Annotated in this window: 19 protein-coding genes; 7 read left to right on the forward strand and 12 right to left on the reverse strand. The window is 59.8% G+C overall.

The window, feature by feature from the left end:
- Nucleotides 1-55: 55 nt before the first annotated feature.
- The 5 genes from AB5Z25_RS06385 to AB5Z25_RS06405 all read right to left on the reverse strand — a co-directional run bounded on the left by AB5Z25_RS06385 (nucleotide 56) and on the right by AB5Z25_RS06405 (nucleotide 4062).
- A complete protein-coding gene (locus tag AB5Z25_RS06385) occupies nucleotides 56-364 on the reverse strand; it encodes a type II toxin-antitoxin system RelE/ParE family toxin (RefSeq protein WP_195535161.1) in 309 nt (102 codons plus the stop codon).
- A gap of 3 nt (nucleotides 365-367) precedes the next feature.
- Nucleotides 368-667 (reverse strand): type II toxin-antitoxin system RelB/DinJ family antitoxin, encoded by a 300-nt coding sequence (locus AB5Z25_RS06390; protein WP_368135076.1) that lies wholly within the window; start codon nucleotides 665-667, stop codon nucleotides 368-370.
- A 113-nt stretch (nucleotides 668-780) separates the two neighbouring features.
- A complete protein-coding gene (locus AB5Z25_RS06395) occupies nucleotides 781-1539 on the reverse strand; it encodes an LOG family protein (RefSeq protein ID WP_035137311.1) in 759 nt (252 codons plus the stop codon).
- Between the two features lie 211 nt (nucleotides 1540-1750).
- Nucleotides 1751-2890 carry a tRNA guanosine(34) transglycosylase Tgt gene (gene tgt / locus AB5Z25_RS06400; protein ID WP_055285790.1) on the reverse strand — a complete coding sequence of 380 codons (1140 nt, stop codon included), beginning with the start codon at nucleotides 2888-2890 and terminating at the stop codon, nucleotides 1751-1753.
- 371 nt (nucleotides 2891-3261) lie between these two features.
- Complete coding sequence (locus tag AB5Z25_RS06405) at nucleotides 3262-4062, reverse strand: SDR family NAD(P)-dependent oxidoreductase (protein ID WP_006235414.1); 801 nt, start codon at nucleotides 4060-4062, stop codon at nucleotides 3262-3264.
- A gap of 294 nt (nucleotides 4063-4356) precedes the next feature.
- Between AB5Z25_RS06405 and AB5Z25_RS06410 the strand changes: the two genes are divergently transcribed.
- Nucleotides 4357-6120, forward strand: coding sequence for a coiled-coil domain-containing protein (locus tag AB5Z25_RS06410; RefSeq protein WP_368135077.1), 1764 nt, complete (start codon nucleotides 4357-4359; stop codon nucleotides 6118-6120).
- 452 nt (nucleotides 6121-6572) lie between these two features.
- On the opposite strand, the gene queA is transcribed toward AB5Z25_RS06410, so the two are convergent.
- The 3 genes from queA to AB5Z25_RS06425 all read right to left on the reverse strand — a co-directional run bounded on the left by queA (nucleotide 6573) and on the right by AB5Z25_RS06425 (nucleotide 9007).
- Nucleotides 6573-7784, reverse strand: coding sequence for a tRNA preQ1(34) S-adenosylmethionine ribosyltransferase-isomerase QueA (gene queA, locus AB5Z25_RS06415; RefSeq protein WP_368135091.1), 1212 nt, complete (start codon nucleotides 7782-7784; stop codon nucleotides 6573-6575).
- A gap of 70 nt (nucleotides 7785-7854) precedes the next feature.
- Nucleotides 7855-8430, reverse strand: a complete 576-nt coding sequence (locus AB5Z25_RS06420) for an epoxyqueuosine reductase QueH (protein ID WP_138375223.1) — start codon at nucleotides 8428-8430, stop codon at nucleotides 7855-7857.
- Between the two features lie 10 nt (nucleotides 8431-8440).
- Entirely contained in the window at nucleotides 8441-9007 is a 567-nt protein-coding gene (locus AB5Z25_RS06425) for a DUF3267 domain-containing protein (RefSeq protein ID WP_138375224.1), read from the reverse strand.
- Nucleotides 9008-9139: 132 nt separating this feature from the next.
- On the opposite strand from AB5Z25_RS06425, the gene AB5Z25_RS06430 reads away from it, so the two are divergent.
- On the forward strand, nucleotides 9140-11290 hold the full coding sequence (locus AB5Z25_RS06430; RefSeq protein WP_368135078.1) for a methionine--tRNA ligase: 2151 nt from the start codon (nucleotides 9140-9142) through the stop codon (nucleotides 11288-11290).
- Nucleotides 11291-11326: 36 nt separating this feature from the next.
- Nucleotides 11327-12430: an RsmB/NOP family class I SAM-dependent RNA methyltransferase gene (locus AB5Z25_RS06435; RefSeq protein ID WP_368135079.1), complete on the forward strand. Its 1104-nt coding sequence runs from the start codon at nucleotides 11327-11329 to the stop codon at nucleotides 12428-12430.
- A gap of 24 nt (nucleotides 12431-12454) precedes the next feature.
- Here AB5Z25_RS06435 and AB5Z25_RS06440 read toward each other — a convergent pair whose 3' ends face one another.
- Complete coding sequence (locus AB5Z25_RS06440; protein WP_158558677.1) at nucleotides 12455-12625, reverse strand: hypothetical protein; 171 nt, start codon at nucleotides 12623-12625, stop codon at nucleotides 12455-12457.
- 191 nt (nucleotides 12626-12816) lie between these two features.
- Here AB5Z25_RS06440 and AB5Z25_RS06445 point away from each other — a divergent pair, with 191 nt between their 5' ends.
- Entirely contained in the window at nucleotides 12817-13908 is a 1092-nt protein-coding gene (locus AB5Z25_RS06445; RefSeq protein ID WP_349114978.1) for a beta/alpha barrel domain-containing protein, read from the forward strand.
- An 80-nt stretch (nucleotides 13909-13988) separates the two neighbouring features.
- On the opposite strand, the gene AB5Z25_RS06450 is transcribed toward AB5Z25_RS06445, so the two are convergent.
- Complete coding sequence (locus AB5Z25_RS06450) at nucleotides 13989-14879, reverse strand: DegV family protein (protein ID WP_368135080.1); 891 nt, start codon at nucleotides 14877-14879, stop codon at nucleotides 13989-13991.
- A 320-nt stretch (nucleotides 14880-15199) separates the two neighbouring features.
- On the opposite strand from AB5Z25_RS06450, the gene AB5Z25_RS06455 reads away from it, so the two are divergent.
- The 3 genes from AB5Z25_RS06455 to AB5Z25_RS06465 all read left to right on the forward strand — a co-directional run bounded on the left by AB5Z25_RS06455 (nucleotide 15200) and on the right by AB5Z25_RS06465 (nucleotide 18217).
- The gene (locus AB5Z25_RS06455) at nucleotides 15200-17116 is read left to right on the forward strand and encodes a fructose-1,6-bisphosphatase (RefSeq protein ID WP_368135081.1); all 1917 of its coding nucleotides are present in this window, start codon (nucleotides 15200-15202) and stop codon (nucleotides 17114-17116) included.
- Between the two features lie 78 nt (nucleotides 17117-17194).
- Nucleotides 17195-17590 (forward strand): GtrA family protein, encoded by a 396-nt coding sequence (locus AB5Z25_RS06460; protein ID WP_368135082.1) that lies wholly within the window; start codon nucleotides 17195-17197, stop codon nucleotides 17588-17590.
- Between the two features lie 219 nt (nucleotides 17591-17809).
- Entirely contained in the window at nucleotides 17810-18217 is a 408-nt protein-coding gene (locus AB5Z25_RS06465; protein WP_022095123.1) for a GtrA family protein, read from the forward strand.
- Nucleotides 18218-18688: 471 nt separating this feature from the next.
- Here AB5Z25_RS06465 and AB5Z25_RS06470 read toward each other — a convergent pair whose 3' ends face one another.
- The gene (locus AB5Z25_RS06470; protein ID WP_368135083.1) at nucleotides 18689-19564 is read right to left on the reverse strand and encodes a DUF4430 domain-containing protein; all 876 of its coding nucleotides are present in this window, start codon (nucleotides 19562-19564) and stop codon (nucleotides 18689-18691) included.
- Nucleotides 19554-21954: InlB B-repeat-containing protein (locus AB5Z25_RS06475; protein WP_195361057.1), on the reverse strand; the 2401-nt coding region annotated here is incomplete at its 5' end. The genes AB5Z25_RS06470 and AB5Z25_RS06475, both read right to left, overlap by 11 nt.

Here is a 21954-nt window from a genome sequence, read left to right on the forward strand (position 1 = left end):
TTGGCTTATAAGCCGCAAATCAATCCCTATTTCACCGCAACTTAGAAGTGAGTGGCTAGCTCAGTGGGCCCTGAAATAACTCTTGATGCGAACCCATTCTTACCAGTCGAATCACCGGATTGGTTTTATGCGGCAGGTAGAGAACGACCACGTCGACCAGGCCATCGGAAAGATGAAAATCGATGTGACCGTTGTAATTGCCGCCCGGGTTGGAGAGCTCGTGGGCACCGTACTCTGCCGGAAGCACGCCGTGTGCCGCAAGCTCGGCAACTGCCGCCTTAAACTCGGTTTTTAGCTGCGGGTGGCTCTGCATCGCTCGCTTATAGTCGGCCTTAAACTGAGCCTCGACCTTAATTTCAAACATCGTCTAATCCTCATCGAGGAACGACATCAACTCATCAACGTTATCGAATGACGGGCTATCGTCCGGCAAAATCCCCAACTCATGAGCCTCGGCGATCACCATGGCACGCCTCGTCGCCTCGTTGGTCACCTCCGCCCTTCCTACAATCTCAAAAGGAATCTTTCGTTGATTTACCAGCTGCCGAACGGCAAGATTGAGATAGGAATTGAGGCTGAGGCCGACCGAATCCAAGAACTCAGTCGCCTGTTCCTTGAGCCCCTCTTCGATGCGAACCGTCGTAGGCTTAACCGTTGCAGTAGACATACGCGACCTCCTCGCCCTCGTCTTTTACACCAGTATACCCAATATAAATGGCAATCTGATGTTAGATAACATCAGATTGCCATGCGTATTCATGTCGCGTGAGCACGATTGATCTACATCAGCCCGCTCAGGGCAATGTCGACGGCCTCGTTGAGGTCGTCGGTGATGTGCACGAGCTCGGGATCGAGCGGGCTGATCATACCGGCGTCCAGCACCGGACCGTTAAGCCAGTCGAATAGGCCCTGCCAGTACTCGCTGCCTACCAGCACAAGCGGCATGCGCTTGACCTTGTGCGTTTGCACCAGCGTGAGCACCTCGAACATCTCGTCGAGCGTACCAAAACCACCGGGAAACACAATGGCACCCGAGCTGTATTTGACGAACATGGTCTTGCGCACAAAGAAGTAGCGGAAGTCCATACCGAGGTTCACGTATTTGTTGAGCCCCTGCTCGTGCGGCAGTTCAATGCCCAAACCAACTGACTTGCCGTTGACGCTCGCCGCTCCCCTGTTGGCCGCCTCCATGATGCCGGGGCCGCCACCGGTAATAACCGCCACGCCGCGCTGGGCGATCTTGCGACCGACCGTGCGCGCCGCCTTGTAGAGCGGATCGGTCTTGGGCGTACGGGCGCTACCGAAGATGGTCACCGCAGGCCCGAGCTCGGCAAGTGCGCCAAAGCCATCGACAAACTCGGCCTGGATGCGCAGTACGCGCCACGGATCGGCATGCAACCAGTCGGTCGACTCCTCGGGCGCCAGCAGGTTGGCGTAGGTGTTGTCCTTAGGAATCATGGGGCCGCGCATGACCACGGGACCACGGCGGTACGTCTCGTCGTAGGCAGGCTCGCCCTCGACGTTCTCATTCTTAATCATGGGGCACTCCTATCGAAAATAGAAGCGGGTGGGGTCGACGCCATGCGTCAAACACCCGCCCGAACATCAACTATTCGGTATGGTACCCACGATGCATCATGCGCTTGCAAGGCATCGGTCAGCGGTCGCGCAGCCGGCGTCCGCGGATGTGACGAGCGGCTGCCGCTCAGCCTTTGCCGTTGCCCACGCTCTGCAAGCGTGTCTGTCGCCCTTAGTAGTCCACCGCCGCAGGGCTGTTCATCCAGTCACTCACGAACGCGCCGTAACGGCCCTCGATAATGGCCTGGCGAGCACGCTGCATAAGGTTGAGCAAGTAGTAGATGTTGTGCATCGACAGCAGAATGCCGCCGAGCATCTCCTTCTGCGTGACCATGTGACGGATGAGCGCGCGGCTGTAGCCGCCCGTGCACACCGGGCAGGTGCAGGTGGGGTCGATGGGACCATCGTCGTGCGCAAAGCGCGCGTTGCGGAAGTTAAGGCGACCTTCACTGGAGAACGCCGTACCCATGCGGCCAGTGCGCGTCGGCAGCACGCAGTCGAACATGTCGATGCCCACGCCCACACCGCGCACGAGGGTGGTGGGGTTGCCGACGCCCATCAGGTAGCGCGGCTTGTGCTTGGGCATGTACTCGCTTACGAGCGGTGCCAGGGTCTCGAACATGGTCTCGTGGTCCTCGCCCACCGAGTAGCCGCCGATGCCGTAACCGGGGAAGTCACCGCACTCCTCCAGATGGCGCAGCGAGCGCAGGCGCAGATCTAGGTGCATGCCGCCCTGAACGATGCCAAAGAGCGCCTGGTCGTCGCGGGTATGCGCCTTATAGCAGCGCTCGGCCCACATACTCGACAGCTCAACGGCGCGCTCAACGTAGGCGCGCGTGGCGGGATAGCCGGGGCACTGATCGAGCTGCATGCAGATGTCGGAGCCGAGCTTCATGGCGATTTCCATGTTGTCCTCGGGTGTCCAGAACACGTGGCGGCCGTCGTAGTCGTTGACGATAAAGCGCACGCCCTCGTCGGTGAGCTTGACCGCATCGTTGTGGCTGAACACCTGGAAACCGCCCGAGTCGGTGAGGATAGGGCCGTGCCAGTTCATAAACTTGTGCAGGCCGCCCAGCTCGGCGATGGTGTCCTCACCGGGACGCATAGACAGGTGATAGGTATTGGCAAGCACGATCTGGGCGCCGAGCTGTTTGACGGTCTCGGTGGGAATGCCCTTGACGTTTGCCTTGGTGCCCACGGGCATGAAAATCGGCGTCTCGATGTCGCCGTGCGGGGTGTGCAGCACGCCGGCACGCGCGTGCGTCGTCGGATCCTCGGCGATCAGGTCGAATTTAAAAAGGCTCTGGTCCATAAACTGGAACTCCTTGGTTGCGGTTCATACGCAAACCATTATACGGGCAACCCGCAAAGAGCACCGACTCGACAGAAACTGGTGCAAAGGAAACCTGCCCCTTGCGACAACGGATCATTTCCGACAGCCACAGCAACGCCGATGCTATGGCACCGACAGCGAAAACCCGCCAGAGCGAGCAAGGTGCCTTCAAGCAAAATGGCGCCGCAGGTTGAGCATAAGTCAGCGAGCGGGCCGCATTTGAGACAAGGTGACGTGAAACGAAAGGGCGCTGACCTTCTGGTCGCGCCCTTGAAGTTGAACGTCAGATTGTCCAAATGCGGCCCGCGCAGCGTCGAGCCGTTACGCGGTTTGGTAAAACCGCGTAACCCCTACGGCCGCTGGCCCATGCCACCCTCGAGGGTGACGGTCTCGCCGTTCATGTACTTAAAGTCGGGACCGCAGAGCTGAACGACCACGCGGCCGATTTCCTTCTCGACGTCGCCGTAGTGACCTGCCGGCGGCATGTGGACGTTGGCCTTGAACGCCTCGGGATAGGCATCCTGGAAGTTCTCGAGCGCAGCGGTCCAAGCAAGCGGGCACACGATGTTGACGTTGATGCCGTCCTTGCCCCACTCGTTGGCGGCAACGCGGGTCAGGCCGCGGATGCCCTCCTTGGCGGCAGCATAGCTGCACTGGCCATAGTTGCCAAACAGGCCGGCGCCCGAGGCAAAGTTGACCACGGAGCCCTTGGTCTCCTTCAGGTGCGGATAGGCCTTCTGCATGTACAGATAGGTAGCATACAGACCGGAGTAAATGGCCAGGTTAAACTGATCCATGGTGTGATCGGCGATGGTCACGCCCGAGGCGCTAGCCTGAGCATTGTTGACGACGGCGTCGATGCGGCCGAACTCCTCAATGGCCTTGTCGATGACGTTCTGGACGACGGCCTCGTTGTCCTGACCAGCCGAGACATCGGCCTGAACAGGCAGAACCTTGACACCGTACTCGGCCTCGAGAGACTCCTTGGCAGCCTCGAGCTTGGCAACGTTGCGGCCGGTAATGACGAGATTTGCGCCCTCCTTGGCAAAAGCGATATCGATGCCGTAGCCGATGGAACCAGCGGAGCCGTCCTTAAGCGTGGCCTTGCCGCCGCCGGTAACGATCACGGTCTTACCAGTGAAAAGTCCCATACAAAGTCCTTTCAAATCGCGACGGGCCTGCCCGTCGACTGCGCGCATCCAACTTCACGCGCCAAAAGCTGAAATGCAACTTTAGCGGGTTCAAGCGAAAAATAAAGCCCATGGCAGGCGAACGGCGCAACGTCTTTCGGCGAAGGGAATGTCAAGTACAAACTGGATAAAGTGGCCGAGTTTTTGCTATCGACGCGAGCCATCGAACACGTTTTGAAACTTTGCTGCAGCGCGCGGGATGTCGGCGCGAGACTTTATCATAGGGTGACAAACTACGATGAGGAGCACATGCCTATGACAGACGAGCTGGACCCCCAGACTCAACAGCATATTGATGATTCCGCAGACGTCACTGCAGATGCCGACGCTGTGACCTGCGATGATATTGACCTCGACGACCCCATCTTGGACGAAAGCGCTACGGCGGAAACCCCCGGCGCCGAAGATGCCGGCGAGCAAAACGACGATGCGCCCGCTCAGGACGACGACCCCGTACAGGATGCCGCTCCGCAAGCTGCGGGCCCTATCGAGGTTTCTTCGGAAGAAGAGCTCGACGCCGTCATGGACTCCATGATGGATGCCGTCAAAGCGATGAAAGACGCCGTGGCCGACACTGACGTTGACGCCGAGGAAGAGGAGGCCGCCGAGGCAGCCTCGACCTTCGTACCCGGCGAGACTCCGGTTGCCGACCAGGGCAGCACCATGCCCTCGTTTCTGCAGCTCGAGCATCCCACGATTGGCACCGATGCGGTCGACCCGCACGCAGCAGGCTTTTCTGTGATCGAGGGCGGTACCGGCAATATCGCCGCGCCGCAGACTGCCGATGCGGACGCTGCCGACACCACTCGCCCGACCGCCCCGCACTCCCCCGCCGCGAGCCGCGATCTGGGGACCGCTGTCTCGAACACCGCGAACGCCGTGGGCACCTTTATCGCCCAGGGCGCCTCGGCCATGCGCGAGATGAACGCCGCGAAAAAGGCACTTGCCGATGCCCGCGCCCACCTGACCGAACTTGAGCAGCGCATTGCCGATCAGGCCGAGGAACTCGAGACGCGCCAGGATATCGCAGGCCGCTACGACCAGATCGTCGCCGACCAGCGCCAAGCGATTGCTACAGCGCAAAAGGCCGCCGCGGCAGCCGAGATTGACCGTGATGCCCACGCCGCCAAAGCGACAGAGCTCAAGGGTCAGTTCGAACAAATGAAGACAGAGGATGACGCGACTGAGCTCCGCCTGAAGGCCGCGCTCGACGCCGTGGAGGCCCGCGAGGCAAGCTCTCGCGAGACCGGCAACCGCCTCGTTCGACGTCTTGAGGATTCCAAGCGCATCCGCGACAAGGTGAAGGCCGAGCGAGACGCCGGCATTGCGGCCGCACAACAAACCGTCGACGCCACGCGCGCCCAGCTCGAGACGCTGCGTCATGAGTATGCCGAGCTGCAACGCAATCCCTCGGCAAATCCCGCCAACTATACGGTGCGCACCAGCGAGCTCTCGATGCAGATCTCCGACACGGCAGATGCCCTGCGAAAAGCCGAAGAAGATGTCCCGCGCATCACCGCCGACCTTGAGCACTCGCTTGCCGCAGCCGAGCAGGCCGTCGAGCAGGCTCAAGCCCCCATTGCCGAAGCCAAACGCGCACACCAAGCCGTGACGACTGAGGCCGATGCCGCGCGCGACGAGCTGCAGACGGCGAAAACTGCCGCCACGACGCGCCAGCGCGAACTGCGCGAGAAGATAGCCGCCGAGGACAAGGCACGCCGCGACCAAGAGCAAAGCATCGCCAACGCCCAAGCAGATGCCGCACATGCACAGTCGATCATCGAGCAGGCGACCGAGGTGCATGACCATCCAGAGATCACTGAGTCGCTTGCAGGATCCTTGGCCCGAGACAAAGCCGAACACGCCGAGACCGAGCAAGAAGTCGCCCAGCTCGAGGCCACCGAGGACGCGGTGCGCGAGCGTACCCGCGACTCACGTATCAAATTCACTGGCGCCATCGTCTGCATCGTCGCCGTGATTCTGGTAATCATCCTGATCTGGCTGTTCGCGAGCAAGTAAACCAGCTGCCAAAAAACGCCTCAACTCAGTTGCGGTGAGAAAGTTTCTGTTTAGCCCCAAAAAGGCCAATTCAAGAACTATCTCACCGCAACTTATTTAGATCGACGCAAGGCAACCTATCCCTCTTGCACTGATCTCTTGACATAAGGACTGTCCCCAGGTGCCGGCACAAAAGGAACGTCCCCAAGTGCCAAGTGCCGTAAGAGTGTCCTCTTTGACTAGTCATTTAAGAACGTCCCCAATGACTACCCAATGACTACCCAATGACTACAGCGACAACCACGGCAACGCCGATGTTTTGGCAACGACAGCGAGCGGGCCGCATTTGAGACAAGGTGACGTGAAACGAAAGGGCGCTGACCTTCTGGTCGCGCCCTTGAAGTTGAACGTCAGATTGTCCAAATGCGGCCCGCGCAGCGTCGAGCAGTTACGCGGTTCGTAGAACCGCGTAACTAACAAATGAGCATCGCGTCGCCAAAGCTGAAGAAGCGGTAGCGCTCCTCGATGGCAGCGGCGTAGGCATCCATGATCTGGTCGCGGGTGGCAAGCGCGCTCACGAGCATCATGAGCGTGGAGCGCGGCACATGGAAGTTCGTGATCAGCGCGTCGACCACGTGATAGGTCGAGCCGGGCATGAGGTAAAGCTGCGTCGTGGCGTTCTCGCGCACCACGATGTCACCGCGGCCAAGCGTATCGGCCCCGTCCTCGCGGCCTTCAAAATAGCGCGCCGTCACGGCCGGATCGGACACCGGCGCGTCCGTGTCAAACGCGCTCTCGAGCGAGCGCACCGCGGTAGTGCCGACGGCGATCACACGATGACCCTCGGCCTTGGCCTTATGCACGGCGTCGACAACCTCCTGCGACACGTGGTAGCGCTCGGTGTGCATGACGTGCTGCGTGGGATCGTCCTCCTCCACCAAGCGGAAGGTATCGATGCCCACCTCGAGCTCGACGGCGGCAAACTTGGCACCCTTGGCCTCGATAGCGACCATGAGCTCAGGAGTAAAATGCAGGCCCGCCGTGGGAGCGGCAGCCGAGTGCTCCTCCTTCATGGCGTACACGGTCTGATATTTCTCGGGATCGCCCTCGTAATCGGTAATGTAGGGCGGCAGCGGCACGTGACCGGCAGCATGGATGGCCTCGTCAAGCGTGCGCGGCTCGCCGGCGGCATTGCAACCGGCCGGCTCAAAACGCACCAGGCGGCCGCCGCGACTATCGGTGACAAAGTCGACGACCTCGGCCGTCAGCACCACGGGAGCCCCCTCGGGCGCATGAGCGCCACCGGCGCGATACTCAATCTGAGCACCGGGCTTCAGGCGCTTACCCGGCTTGACCAAGCACTCCCAAACATGGCCCAGCGGGTCAACATCCTCGCGGCGCTTGAGCAGCAACGTCTCGACCACGCCGCCCGAGCCCGTCTTGCGACCGATAAGACGGGCCGGCATCACGCGCGTCTGGTTGATGACGAGCACGTCGCCCGGCTCGATATAGTCGATGATGTCACGGAAGATGCGGTGCTCGACGGTGCCGCCATGCCCTAACGGCGTTCCTGTCTCGGAGCCTTTGCGATCAACCACCAGCAGGCGGCAGGAGTCGCGCGGCTCGGCAGGCGCCTGGGCGATGAGCTCTTCGGGCAGGTTATAGTCAAAATCATCGGTACGCATAGACACGTCGGATTCTCCTTATATAGCTAAAGTCCGCTCTACATCCTAGCAGGCTGACGTCCCAAGTGAACTACTTTTTGGCGGCTTTGCGCTCGTCGCGGATGCGGGCGCGGTCCATGGCCGCCTCGACGGCCGAGAAACGGCAGCCGCAGTAGTTCTGCCGATACATGCCCAGCTCGCGCGAACGACGTGTCGCCTCGGGGTAATACGTGCGAAAATCGCGAATCACCGGAGTGAGACCGCGGGCAGCAGCCAGACGCTCCAACACATCATTGCAGGTTTCGAACAACTGGTACGGCGAGACGGCGAGCGTCGTGCCCACAAACTCAAACCCGCGCTCCTGGGCCACACGGCACGCCTCGGCCAGACGCAGGGCATAGCATGAGCGACAGCGACGGGCTCGATCGGCGCCCAGCGGGGCCACGCCGGCCTCCCAGCGCTCCCGGTCCTCCCCCGCCTCGATAAGCTCGATGTCGCCATCGGCACACCACCGGCGCAGCTCGTCCAAACGCCGCTGCCATTCATCGTGCGGCTGAATATTGGGGTTTGTCCAGCAGATTGTGGGCTCAAACCCTTCCTCGCGCAGCAGGCGGACCGGCTCAAGAGAGCACGGCGCACAGCACGCATGCAGCAACAACGGCTTCATCGACATCTCCTCACCCGAAAAAGCGCACGCCAAAGGACGTATCCTCGCAGGCGACAATGCGGCGGTCGCGCAAAATGGTCCGCACGTAATACCAGTCGCCCACACAGCCCGACAAATGCAAGCCGGCCGCCAGGTAGCACAGCAGCGGATAGCCCGAAAACGCAAACCCCAGGGCAAGCGCCGCCGTCACAACAACCGTCGGCGCCAGGCAAACCGCCATGTACCGCCGGCGCGAATACACAACGCCCTCGGCGCAGGCATAGATCATCGCCGTCTCGCGATTCGCCCCAAAGGTCACCTTCGCGCCCGCAGGCGCCAGCAGCTTAAAAAACACACCGTGCACCAGCTCGTGCACGGCGAACGACGCCATTGAGATCGCAGCCAAGCCGACTATCCAGCCCACGACAGCCATCCAGCCGCCCGCGTCAGCCGCATCCAAGTCTGCAGGCCCACCCAGCAACATAAACACCGGCACCAAGCACACGGCAAACACGCCGACTACGACCATCCCCCACACAAAGCAAGCGTGCAGAAAATCCTCGTCTTCAAACGCATGTATGTTGGAAATCTCATTCATAGCATCTTAGGATAGCGCCCCTGCCACGTACCCGTCCGCATGTGCGATAATGTCGAACGATATGCACGAATTGACCACCGCGTCGCCAGACCTTGCGCCCGGCTGCGCTCCCACCATATGCGAAGGAGTCCCATGGCATCCAAATACTCCATGAACGACCGTCCCAGCTGGCCTCGCCGCGCCATCGTTACCGCCGGCGAGCCCTATGGCAACAAGGGCCTTCACTTTGGCCACGTTGGCGGCGTCTTTGTCCCGGCCGACTTCTTCGCCCGCTTCCTGCGCGACCGCCTGGGCCGCGAGAACGTCATCTTCACCTCGGGCACCGACTGCTATGGCTCGCCCATCATGGAGAGCTACCGCAAGCTCAAGGAGAACGAGGGCTACGACAAGTCCATTAGCGAGTATGTCGAGTCCAATCACTCCCGCCAGGCCGCGACCCTCAACAACTACAATATCAGCTGCGATATCTACGGCGGCTCGGGCCTTGAGCCAGCTGCGCAGATTCACAACGAGGTGACCGCCGAGATTATCAAGCGCCTGCACGAGCAGGGCACCATCTCCAAGCGCTCCACGCTGCAGTTCTACGATGCCAAGGCCGGCACGTTCCTCAACGGCCGTCAGGTGATCGGCCGCTGCCCCATCCAGGGCTGCAAGTCCGAGAAGGCTTATGCCGACGAGTGCGATCTGGGCCACCAGTTTGAGCCCGAGGAGCTCATCGCGCCCAAGAGCCAGCTCACCGGCGAGGTACCCGAGCTGCGCCCGGTAGACAACCTCTACTTCGACCTGCCGGCCTACCTCGACTTTATGAAGACCTATACCGCCAAGCTCGCCCAGAACCCGCAGGTTCGTTCCGTGGTCTCCAAGACCATGGAGGAGTGGCTGCTGCCGGCCCAGCTCTATATCCAAAACAAGTTCCGCGAGGCCTTCGATGCCGTCGAGGACCAGCTGCCCGAGCACACCGTGCTGGAGCCCGAGGGAAACAAGAGCAGCTTTACCGTCACCTTCCCCAGCTGGAAGGAGCGCGACGACGCCCATGCGGTGCTCGCCAACGGCGGCGTGCGCTTCCGCAGCGGCAAAGCGCTCGTGCCTTTCCGCATCACCGGCAACATCGACTGGGGCGTTCCGGTGCCCCAGGTCGACGGCGTTTCCGACGTCACCTGCTGGTGCTGGCCAGAGAGCCTGTGGGCGCCCATCAGCTATACGCGTACCGTGCTCGCGCGCGATGCCAAGGCCGCCGGCGTGACCGAGGGCGTCGCCGCCCAGGATGCCGCCCTCATGGGCGAGCCCGCCGCCGACTCCACACAGGTGCCCGCGCCCACCTACCAGCACAGCTCGCTCGACTGGCGCGACTGGTGGTGCTCGGACGACGCACAGATCTACCAGTTTATCGGTCAGGACAACATCTACTTCTACTGCATCGCGCAGACCGCCATGTGGGAGGCCCTGGGCTGGGACCTCACGCAGAGCACCGTCAGCGCCTGCTACCACCTGCTCTACATGGGCAAAAAGGCCAGCTCGTCCTCGCAGACGCCTCCCCCGCCGGCAGACGACCTACTCAACCACTACACCTGCGAGCAGATGCGCGCGCACTGGCTGTCGCTCGGCCTGTCCGAAAAGCCGGTGAGCTTTAGCCCCAAGGCATACGACACGCGTGTGACCGGCAAGGACAAGGACGGCAACGAGGTGCGCGCCTGCGACGACAAGCGCGTTATCGATCCGGCCCTTAAGGAGAGCGCCCTTTTGACCGGCGTCTTCAACCGCCTGGCCCGCAGCTGCTTCTACGGCGTCGCCGTCAAGGAGGGCGACGAGAGTCCCTATCGCAACGGTTGCATTCCCGCCGGTACCGCTTCTGGCACCGTGATCGAAGCCGCCCAGCAGGCAGCCCTCGCCTTTGAGCAGGCCATGTACAAGTTCGAGACGCACCGCGCGCTTGCCGTGTGCGACGACTACCTGCGCGCCGCCAACAAGCGCTGGAGCGACGCCTCCAAGGCCGCCAACAAACTCGAGGGCGAGCCAGCCAACGCCGCGATGAAGCAGGCCCTCGTCGACGCCTTTACCGAGCTGCGCGTGGCGACCGTCCTGATGCACGGTATTGTGCCGGCCGGCTGCGAGCTCATCTGCGAGTACTTCGACGTTGACCCGGTCGCCTTCTTTAGCTGGGATAACATCTTCGCCTCCACGGATGAGTTTGTGGAGAGCCTGGGCGAGAAGCCCGGCGAGCACCGCGTAAAGCCGCTGCCCCCGCGCTTCGACTTCTTCAGCAAGCACGAGAGCCAGTACTAAACACTCGACATGTAATGGAATGGGAAGGAAAGACGGATGTCCAAGCCGCGTCGTCGTAAGCAGAAAAAGCAGGTCAAGGCCGAGCTCAAGCTCAGGCAGTTTGCTGCTACCGAACTTTCCGACCAACTTGCCGCCCAACACTCCGCCGCCGACCTGCCGCGCTTTATGGTCGACACGGTCGCCGGCGCCTATGCGCCCGCCGATGCCGAGCTCATGATCGAGGGCTTCGGCGCCGCGGCCACACGCCCGGTCACGCTGCGCGCCAACACGCTCAAGGCAACCGTCGAGGACATCGCTGCGGCGCTCGATGCCGCCGGCATCGCCCACAACCCCGTCACCTGGTACCCAGACGCCTTCATCCTGCCCGAGGCCCAGGTTTCCGACCTGTGGGACCTCGACATCTACCGCGACGGCAAGATCTACTTGCAAAGTCTGTCGTCCATGATGCCGCCGTTGGTCCTGGGCGCTCAGGCAGGCGAGGACATCCTGGACATGTGCGCAGCCCCTGGCGGCAAGACGACGCAGATCGCCGCCCTCACGCAGGGGCAGGCGCACCTTACCGCCTGCGAGATGAGCATTCCCCGCGCCGAGAAGCTCGAAGCCAACCTCCACCGCCAAGGCGCAAAAAACGTGCCCGTCATGCGCACCGACGCACGCGAGCTCGACGAGTTCTTCCGCTTTGACCGCATCCTGCTCGACGCTCCCTGCACCGGCACGGGCACCGTAATCAGCGGCAACGAGAAAAGCCTGCGCGGCCTGACCGAGCAGTTGCTGAGCAAGTGTGCCCGCTCGCAGCGTGCGCTTCTGGACCGCGCCATGGGAGCCCTCAAACCGGGCGGCACGCTCGTCTATTCGACTTGTTCGATCTTGCCGCAGGAAAACGAGGACGCCCTGCAAGAGGCCCTCGACAAGCATATGGACTGCGAGCTCATCCCCCTCGACGGCACGCCAAGCGAAAGTGAGGCACGCCGCGCCCAGGAAGCTGGTGAGGAGCCGCGCATCGAGTCCAACGCCCTGACCGAGGCCATTGCCGCGGGTCAGGTATCGGCCATCGCCAACGGCCTGCCCGGCACGCTCACCATTCCGCCTAGCCGCGACTTTGAGGGCTTCTACATTGCCCTGATCCGAAAACGCAGCTAGCGCACGGATCCAAAACTCAACAAGCTATCTCCGTGCGCGTTTGCTCTGCTGGTCGCGATGCTGTTTAAGCGTCGCGCGCTCCTTGCGTTCGGCCCTTTTGCCCTTAATGGCCGTGACCACAAAGTAGATGACCGCGGCGGCAACGATTGCGCCCACGCACAGGCCAATCGAGCTAAACATTGCTGTCAATTCCATACCGCGTCACCTCTCTTTTAAACGGGACATTCAAGATAGCACCTCAATACCCGCCACCACAGCTCCTTCACGTTCGCCGGCCCTTCGGTCTAACGGATGGCGCGGCGGGGAAAAATCAACTCGTCAAACGATTTAGCAAGCACAACGCTGCCGGCACCCTGCCGGCCGCCATCGCATAGAATCGAGCCTCCATGGATACTCTCAACGATTTGAACGAGCGCGTCGACGCCTTTGTCGGCACCAGCTCCTTCGACACGCCTGCCGCGACAAACGACCAAGCTCCCATCGATGTACCCGCCGAGGTTCACGAGGACATCGTCGCCTCGGTCGATTTCTCCGAGGTCGAGCTCGCAGACGAGTTCACCGAGCCCCAGGTAGCCGTAACTCCCAACGGACTGCTCCCCATGGAGCCGCTGCCCATCGACGGGCGCCTGCGCAAGGCGGCCCTCCGCATGCCCGACGAGATCGAGGAGGCCAGCGGCTTTACGCTCTTCGGTCGTCGCATCAAGTCGCTTATCTACACCACCGACGTGGCGGTCATCCGCAACTCCAACGCCGATGCCGTCTTTGCCGTCTACCCCTTCACGCCACAGCCTGCCATTACGCAGGCGCTGTTGACCGTCGCCGAGTGCCCAGTCTTTGTAGGCGTGGGTGGCGGAACTACGACCGGTAAGCGCTCCGTACAGATGGCAGCCGTCTCCGAGATGCAGGGCGCGGCGGGCTGCGTGGTCAACTCCCCAGCCACTGCCGAGATGGTCGAGCACATCACCAACATCGCCGACATCCCCGTCATCGCCACGGTCGTACGTTGCGACGATGATGCGCATGCCAAAGTGCGCGCCGGAGCCAAGATTCTCAACATCGCCGCCGGCAAAAACACGCCCCAGGTCCTACGTGAACTGCGCGAGCACTATCCCAACCTGCCGCTCATCGCGCCGGGCGGCAAGACGCCCGAGAGCATCCGCGAGACCATCGCCGCCGGTGCCAACGCCATCATCTGGACGCCGCCTTCGGCCCAGCAGCTACAGACCGACATGATGCAGCGCTACCGCAAGATGAAGGAAGACGCCACGCCCGTCATCTCGCGCGACGATGTGCCCATTATCGACCAGGTTGCCGCCGCCGAGGTCAGTCAGGTCGAGAACATGAATCCCGACGTGCCGATTCCCGACGAGGTTATCGAACGCGTCGCTTCGATCCACGATCATATCGAGGAGCGTCGCGCCAACCGTGGACTCAAGCCGTCACTGCATGGCTTCTTCTTCCGCGGCAAGAAACGCTAGCCGCAACAGCAAGGCCCGCCCCACAAACGTGAGGCGGGCCGTTTTCGTTTGAGCAATCGTGCGCGACGTGATGGGTCAAGTTAATCCACGCGCTTGTCGCCCATAAAGAAGAGCGCCACCGTGCCAGGTCCGGTGTGCGAACCGATCAGAGCACCGATATTGTTGATCTCAATCTTGCCTTTGAGCTGCGGAACTTGTTCCTCAATCAGCGCCGCAACGGCCTCAGCGTCCTCGCGGCACGCCGAATGGGACAAGACGCACTTACCCGAATAATCCGCACCGTCCTGCACGTGTGCCATCATGGTCTTAGCCATCTCGGAAATCGCGCGCTTCTTGGTGCGAATCTTCTCACGTGGCGACAGCCCACCTTCGCAATCGACCGTCATAAGTGGGCAAATCTTAAGCGCTGTGCCGATAATCGCGCTCGCGGCCGAAATGCGACCGCCGCGCAGGTAGCTCGACAGATCGGTCGAGAAGAACCAGTGGTGCAGGTTGAGTTTATGCTCCTCAATCCAAGCGGCCGTCTCGTCGAGCGAAGCGCCGCTATCGCGCACGTCGGCGGCATATTCCAGCAATAGGCCAAAGCCCGAAGACGCCGCCAACGAATCGATAACGCGCACCTTGCCGCCCTGAGGATAGCGATCCGCGAGCATCTGTGCCGCAACGCAGGCCGATCCATACGTGCCCGAAATACCCGACGACAACGCCAGGTGCAGCACGTCTTTACCCTCGGCAACAAACGGCTCCCAAAACTCCTCGTACTCACCCACGCTCACCTGAGACGTCTTGGGCATGGCGCCCGCGGCAATCTGGGCAAAAAACTCGTCCGGCGTAATCGACTGATACAGATCGTCCGTATAGACAACATCGTCGATCTCGTAATGAAAACACACGACAGGGATATTGCGCGACGCAAAGAACTCACGGGTTCGGTCGGCGGCGGATTCACAGGTCAGGACAAAATCACTCATATGAGGCTCCTTAAGTATTGCTGCGCAAATTATCGCACAGCAAGCCTAAATACGATACAAACGTCCACTATTTACCAATTCGAACCATTTGCATTGAATATCTTTATCATGAACATCCCCATCCCCGCCATGGGCCAACATGGGCAAAATCACCCCCTTCGTCTCCACTTAACCGACACATCAACCTCAACTAAATCGATTTAGCAAACCGTTCAGCCGACAATTCAGCCGCCGGCGCAAAATCGAAACAAAGCCGGCGCATACTGGTAAACGCTTGACGCTGTTTTATCAGTTTTACCAACCATATCGGAAGGTGCTTCATGGTCGCATTCGATCGCAATCCGCAAGACTTTAAGTATCTGCGTCTGCTGTCGAGACAATTTCCCACCGAGCAATCCGCGTTTACCGAAATTATCAATCTCTCGGCCATTCTCAACCTGCCCAAAGGCACCGAGCATTTTATGAGTGACGTGCACGGCGAGTACGAAGCCTTTATGCACATCCTCAACAACTGCTCGGGCGTCGTGCGCGAACATGTCGACGAGATCTTTGGCGACACGCTCACCTTTGACGAAAAGGGCGAGCTGTGCACGCTTATCTACTATCCGCGCGAGAAGATCGATCTTGTCCGCAGCCAGCACGAGGACTCCCCCACCTGGTACAAGACCACGCTCGACCGGCTCATCATGGTTGCCCGCTCGCTTTCGAGCCGCTATACGCGCTCCAAGGTGCGTAAGGCCATCCCACGCGATTACGCCTACATCATCGACGAGTTGCTGCACACGCATCCAGACGAGAACAACTACCGCGTGCGTTATCACGAGCGCATTATCGAATCCATCTTGGAGACCGCCAGCGCCGACGACTTTATCGAGTCGCTCGCCTCGCTCATCAAGCGCCTGGCCGTCGACCACCTGCACCTGGTGGGCGATATCTTTGACCGTGGCGGCGGCGCTGCCAAGATTATGGACCGCCTGCTCACCTACCATTCGCTCGACATTCAGTGGGGCAACCACGACCTGCTGTGGATGGGCGCCGCTGCCGGCGAGCCTGCCTGCATCGCCACGGTGCTGCGCAACAACCTGCGCTACGACAATTACGAGATCCTCGAGAACGACTACGGCATCTCGCTGCGCGAGCTCGTCGCCTTTGCCGATGCCACCTATTCCGCCGGCGAGTCCATCAGCCCGCTGATCAAGGCCATCAACGTCCTGCTCTTTAAACTCGAGGGCCAGATTATCCAGCGCCACCCCGAGTTCGACATGGCCGACCGTCTGCTGCTCGACAAAATCGACCACGACACCGGCACGGTCACGCTCGCCGACGGCAGCGTGTGGCCGCTCACGACCAACGACTTCCCCACCGTCGACCCGGCGGACCCCTACACGCTCACGTCTCAGGAGCAGCACATCATCGACAAGCTCGTGTCAGAGTTTGTCACCGCCGATCACCTGCATCGCCATATCGATTTCCTCTATTCCCACGGCTCGATGTACAAGGTCGCCAACGGCAACCTGCTGTTCCATGGCTGCGTTCCGCTCAACGAAGACGGCACCTTTAGCAGCATGAACTGCCTGGGCACCTGGCACGCTGGCCGCGATTATCTCGATTTTTGCGACCACATCGCCCGCCGCGCGTGGCGCGTGGGCGACCGCGATGCCCTCGACTGGATGTGGTACCTGTGGATTGGCTTCAATTCACCCGCCAGCGGACGCCTGGTGCGTACCTTTGAGCGCGCCTATATCGCCGATAAGAGCACCTGGGTCGAGCCGATGGACCCGTACTTTACGCTTACCAAGTCGCCCTCGGTCTGCGATGACATCATGCGCGAGTTTGGCGTCGCGCCCATGGCATGTTCGCCGACCGGCCACATCATCAACGGCCACACGCCCGTTAAAACCACCAAGGGCGAGCAGCCCATCCGCGCCGAGGGCAAGCTGCTGGTCATCGATGGCGGCTTCTGCCGCGCTTACCATCCCAAGACGGGTATCGCCGGCTATACGCTCATCTCGAGCTCGCGCGGCTGCCGCCTCAAGTCGCACCGGGCCTTTACGACGGTTGCCGAGGCACTCACGCGCAACGTGGACATCGAAAGCGAGACCAACCGTTTTGACCAAGCAGACCGTCGCCGCATGGTGAGCGACACCGATACTGGCGCCAAGATCCGCAGCCAAATCCAGGACCTGCGTCAGCTGCTCGATGCATATAGAAACGGTGCTATCGAGGAGCGCGCCTAGCACCACCCGCGGGGATTGGCTAAACTTGCTGAGTTTGTCATCCCCGCGGCGCTTCGGCGCCAGCTTAAGGCAGGTACCATGCAAAAGCTCCTTGCGCAGATCATGAAATTTGGCGTCGTCGGTGTCATTGCCACGGTTATCGACTTTGGCATTATGAATCTGCTCCACTACGCTCTGGGCCTCAACATCCTAATCGCCAACACCAGCGGCTTTATCGTCTCGCTCATCTTTAATTACGTCGCCAGCATGAAGTACGTGTTTGCGCACAAGGAAGGCATGAGCCGCCGCCGCGAGTTCATCATCTTTGTCGTGCTGTCCGTGATCGGTCTGGCACTCAACGACGGTATCGTGCTGGCCCTCAACGCCGGCCTGGGACTCGAGGCCAATATCGCCAAGATCTGCGCCACCGCGCTTGTCATGGTCTACAACTTTGTGACCCGAAAAATCTTCCTGGAGGGCGACGAGACAAAATAGCTCGAAACCCCTGCAGCATTACGGCGCCCACGGACGACGCGCACTCAGCGCAGTATCGTCCGTGGGTGTCGCTCGTTTACGGGCAAATTTTCAACGTTTGCGGATTAGCTCTTGAAAATTTGGCGAGTTCATATAGTTCTTGGCAAAGACCTTACGTTTCCCTTGTAAAAGCTCTAAAGTATCCTCTGCTCGATTCATCAACGCATTGGATGTGATTACGTGCGCAAGGCGCTGGCACAACCTCATACCAAGCAGTTCCTCAAGTTTGCTGTCGTGGGTCTTATCTCCTTTGGCATCGACTGGGGCATGCTCATTGCGCTCGTCGAGCTGTTCCACCTCGACTTTTTGATGAGCACCACGGTTTCGTTTATCACGTCCGTCGTGGTCAACTACTGGCTCAGCATGAAGTACGTGTTCGACCACCGCGAAGGCATGAGCCGCAAGCGCGAGTTCACGATTTTCACCATCCTGTCGGTGATCGGTCTGGGCCTCAACGACCTGTACATGTTTGTGGGCGTCACGTTTTTGAGCATCGGCTACCAAGCCATGAAGGCCATCGCCACGTTCCTCGTCACCTGGTACAACTACTTCAGCCGCCGCTTCTTCCTCGAGGGCGCACGGTCGTAGTCGATTCACTATTTGCTTGAATGTATAACCGGTTGGAATTCCCGTTCCAACCGGTTTTTTGTTTGCAGAGCCTGCCGAGGAAAGCGCACAAGGCGGGCCGCAGCGTCGGAATGGGTAGTAGTTTCCCCATGGTCGCCCCGCGGAAAGCGCGTCCCAGATTGCAGCCTCAGAACGGGACACAGCTTCCGCAACGTGGCTCTAGCGGAAAGCGCATCCCAAAATCGATGCCCAATACGGTCCGCAGCTTCCCAATGGGCGCTGCTTCGGAAAGACTATCCCGGAATGAGCCCTCAGAGCGGAACACGCTTTCCGAAACCCGCCCCAACGGGAAGCTGCGTCCCGGAATTCGCCTACAGGGCGGGATGCAATTTCCGGTTGAGCCTCGATTGGGAAATGACGTCCCATTCGTATAAAAACGGGCGTCTCGGATGTTTGTCCGAACCGCCCGTTTGATGCGATATGTCGAGGCCCCTAGCCTGTCACGTAATACCAGACCACGTTGTCGCCGTTTGAGAGAACGTAGTTGCTGCAGGCTGTCATGGGCGTTGTGCCGTTGACGGAATAACACCAGCCGCTACCGCTTCCATAGTTTTCATCCTTCTCGGCCAGGCCACCGATGGCGGCAACATAAGTGCCAAACGACGAGCCACGCGCATTTATAGAAATACCCAGCGCGCAGAGAGCGTCGTAGGCAGTTGCTCCCTCATTAAAGGTGTAGGTACCACCAGCGGACACAGGATTGCCCACAGCGCTCGAAGTAACCGAGACAGTCACGGTAACGTAGCTAGACTCCTGAGAGACGCTCTGGTTGCCCGAGGGGGCATTACTGTTATCAGGAACGGCAGAAGGCCCACCGGACGTTGCCGAATTCTGAGAAGCCGACTGACTGTTGTCAGTCTTTTTATTTCCTGCTCCTTTTTCGCCGGGCTTCTTGCTATCCGAGTTCTTGTCCGATTCCTTGTCCGAAGACTCGGAATCTTTCTTGGAGTCAGATTTGTCAGAACCCCTAGACCCGTCATTCGTATCATCAGAAGATTTGGAATCCTTGGACCCGGCCTTGCCCGAAGCGACAGTCGAGCCGGACCCATTGCCATCCTTGGCGACGATGCTCTCCCCCGCCACGGTCTGGACGATCCAATCAATGGACCAAGCACCGCTCTCGGAGGGATGAACAAAGCCCAGAGAGACCACGATCAGAACGACGCATGCGGCAGTCAGAACGCCAAGGAGCGCCTTCCGTCGAGGAGCGGACGCCGCCGAAGCGGCGCCCTTTTGCTTTGGATCATCGAGCTGGATAAACGAGGAGTCGGGCTGTTGCCCGTTGGTCTCCTTGGGCTTATCGGGCATTACCGTCACCCTTGCCGCGCTTGGTCAGCACGAAGACGGCGATGAGCGCAAGGCCAATCACGCCGGCGGCGATGCCAACGATGGCGAGCGGGTTGGTGCCCGTCTCCTGCTCGGAAGCACCAGAGGACTTCTTAGCAGTGGTCGTGGAAGCAGCGCCCGTATCGGACTTGGAATCGGACTTCTTGTCGGACTTGCTGTCCTTCTTCTCAGACTTCTTCTCATCCTTCTTGTCGGACTTATCGGAGCCCTTCTTGTCGGACTTGTTTTCCTTGGTCTCGGTCTTGGTCGACACCGTCGTCTTGGTCACCGGCTTCTGACCCGGGGCGATAGCGCCGCCGGCCTGCGGGCCCTTAGAGCCGGAACCAGCGCCGGAACCCGTACCAGTGCCCGTGCCGGTACCAGTACCAGAACCGCTGCCGCCGCTGGAGCCAGAACCGCCATTGTCACCAGAATTGGTGGCATTCTTGGTCCACTTGGCATACAGCGTCAGATCGGCCGTCACCGGCGTACTGAAGTCATACGCTTGCGTGCACGCCTCATCGGTATACCAACCGCCGAAGGTATAGCCCTTGCGACGCGGTTTTACAGCAGGCTCCGTAGCAGTTTTACCAGCCTTAATACGTTGGGAATCGAGCACAATAGAATCTGCACCATTTGCGTCAAACGAGACAGTATAGCGATTGACCTTCTGGCCATTTCCCTTAATCGCGAACAACTTGCCCGAATCGTTAGCGTAGTAGAGTGAACCATCAGAACCGACCGAAATCGACGACATGCAGTACTGCTGGTTCTCGGCCGACGGTCTATAGAGCAGCTCAGCCTCTTCGTCACCTATGCGATAGCGATAAATGCCGCCAGGATTATTGTTGGACGTAAAGTATACATAGGTATGACCATCTTGAATGGAAACCACAGGCTGTGACTTAACATCGCCGCTGCCCGTAAAACCACTTGCAGAAGAATCCTCGCGGATGAAGTTACCGTCTGCCTTATAAATTGAATAATCGACCGTAAGCGTATCGGCGTCGATAATTGCAAGCTGACCATAGTGGCTCGTAAGACTGTTTTGGGGACCGCCCATAAAGGACTCAATCGACGTGCCGCCAACTACAATCTTACCGTTGACAAACACGGGTGTAGAGGTCGAGCTGCTGCCAAACGTAACTTTACCCAGTTCTGAAAGGGCCCCATCATTAGCGATAGCAATTTTATGGAGCGTGCCATCGGCACTCACAACGTAAGCAGTAGCCCCATCAACAAGCACGTTCGCGCGAACGCGATCGGCGATCTTAAGCTTTGCTACGGTCTTTCCAGTCGAAGGATCAACCGTGCTGACAGTGCCTGAATCATCCGCGATAACGCCATAGTCGCCCGAGAACGCCATGCCAGCCCAGTAATAGCCCTTGCTGTTTTCATTCTTGTGCTGCCACATGACTTTACCGTCAGAAATACGAACACAAAGCAGGTAGCCGTCACTCGAGTCAATCCAATCGGCCGAAGCGGTACCAAAATAGGCATAGCCATCGCGAACCGAAACAGAAGCAAGCGACTGCTGCGCGCCATCGGGACCGGCCGGCAACCCATCGGTAACCCAAACCGTCGCAAGCACATCAACCGTTAAGGCCTGAAGACGACCGCCTGAAAGCGGAACAAGCACAACACCATTGGTATATACCATGCGTGAGGTGGAATCAATTGCAGCAGCCAAAGGTGACTCTAGAACGGTCTTGCCCGTCTCGACATCCTTTTTGAGCAATTTAGAACCAACTGCCACATAGAGATAGTCACCGATCAGCAACGCATCGGAAACACCCTTATTGCCGTCCGCACGCGTCTTAAGCTCGCTTACCCATTTCTCATCTGCATCCTTAGTGGGCACAGGTGCGTCGGTAACCTTGTCGGCACTTGTAAAGCCCGACCAGTCGCTATCCCAGTTAGGGCGTGCAGCGCTCGGATTAAGAACAACGTTGTCGACACCGGGCAAAGTATCCCCAGGGGCGTAAGCCCAAACGACCTTATCGCCCGACTTAAGCACGTAGTCGTTATCGAGTTGAGTTCCAGGAACGCCGTTGACAAAGAACGACCAAGCGCCGGACAGCTCGGTACCATCAAGCGGAGAAACGAGGCTATGGACACCCCAATAGCCGAATTGGTCGTACATCTTGGACTCGATGCCAAGGGCGTCGAAATAGGTAGCGGAGGCATCCTTGATCGACGTGCCCTTAACAAACACCTGGGTCGACGGGCTCGTCCAACGCTGAGCCATCCCGGCCTTTTTGCCAATAATCTCCATCGTGACGGAAACCTGCTCGGGCGCGGGGTCGCCGTACTTCGAGTAGCACCAGACGACGGAGTCGCCGTCCTTGAGCGTGTAGCCGCCCGCGCCGACC

The sequence above is a fragment of the Collinsella aerofaciens genome, assembly GCF_040910325.1.
GTDB classification, from domain to species: Bacteria; Actinomycetota; Coriobacteriia; order Coriobacteriales; family Coriobacteriaceae; genus Collinsella; species Collinsella aerofaciens_BL.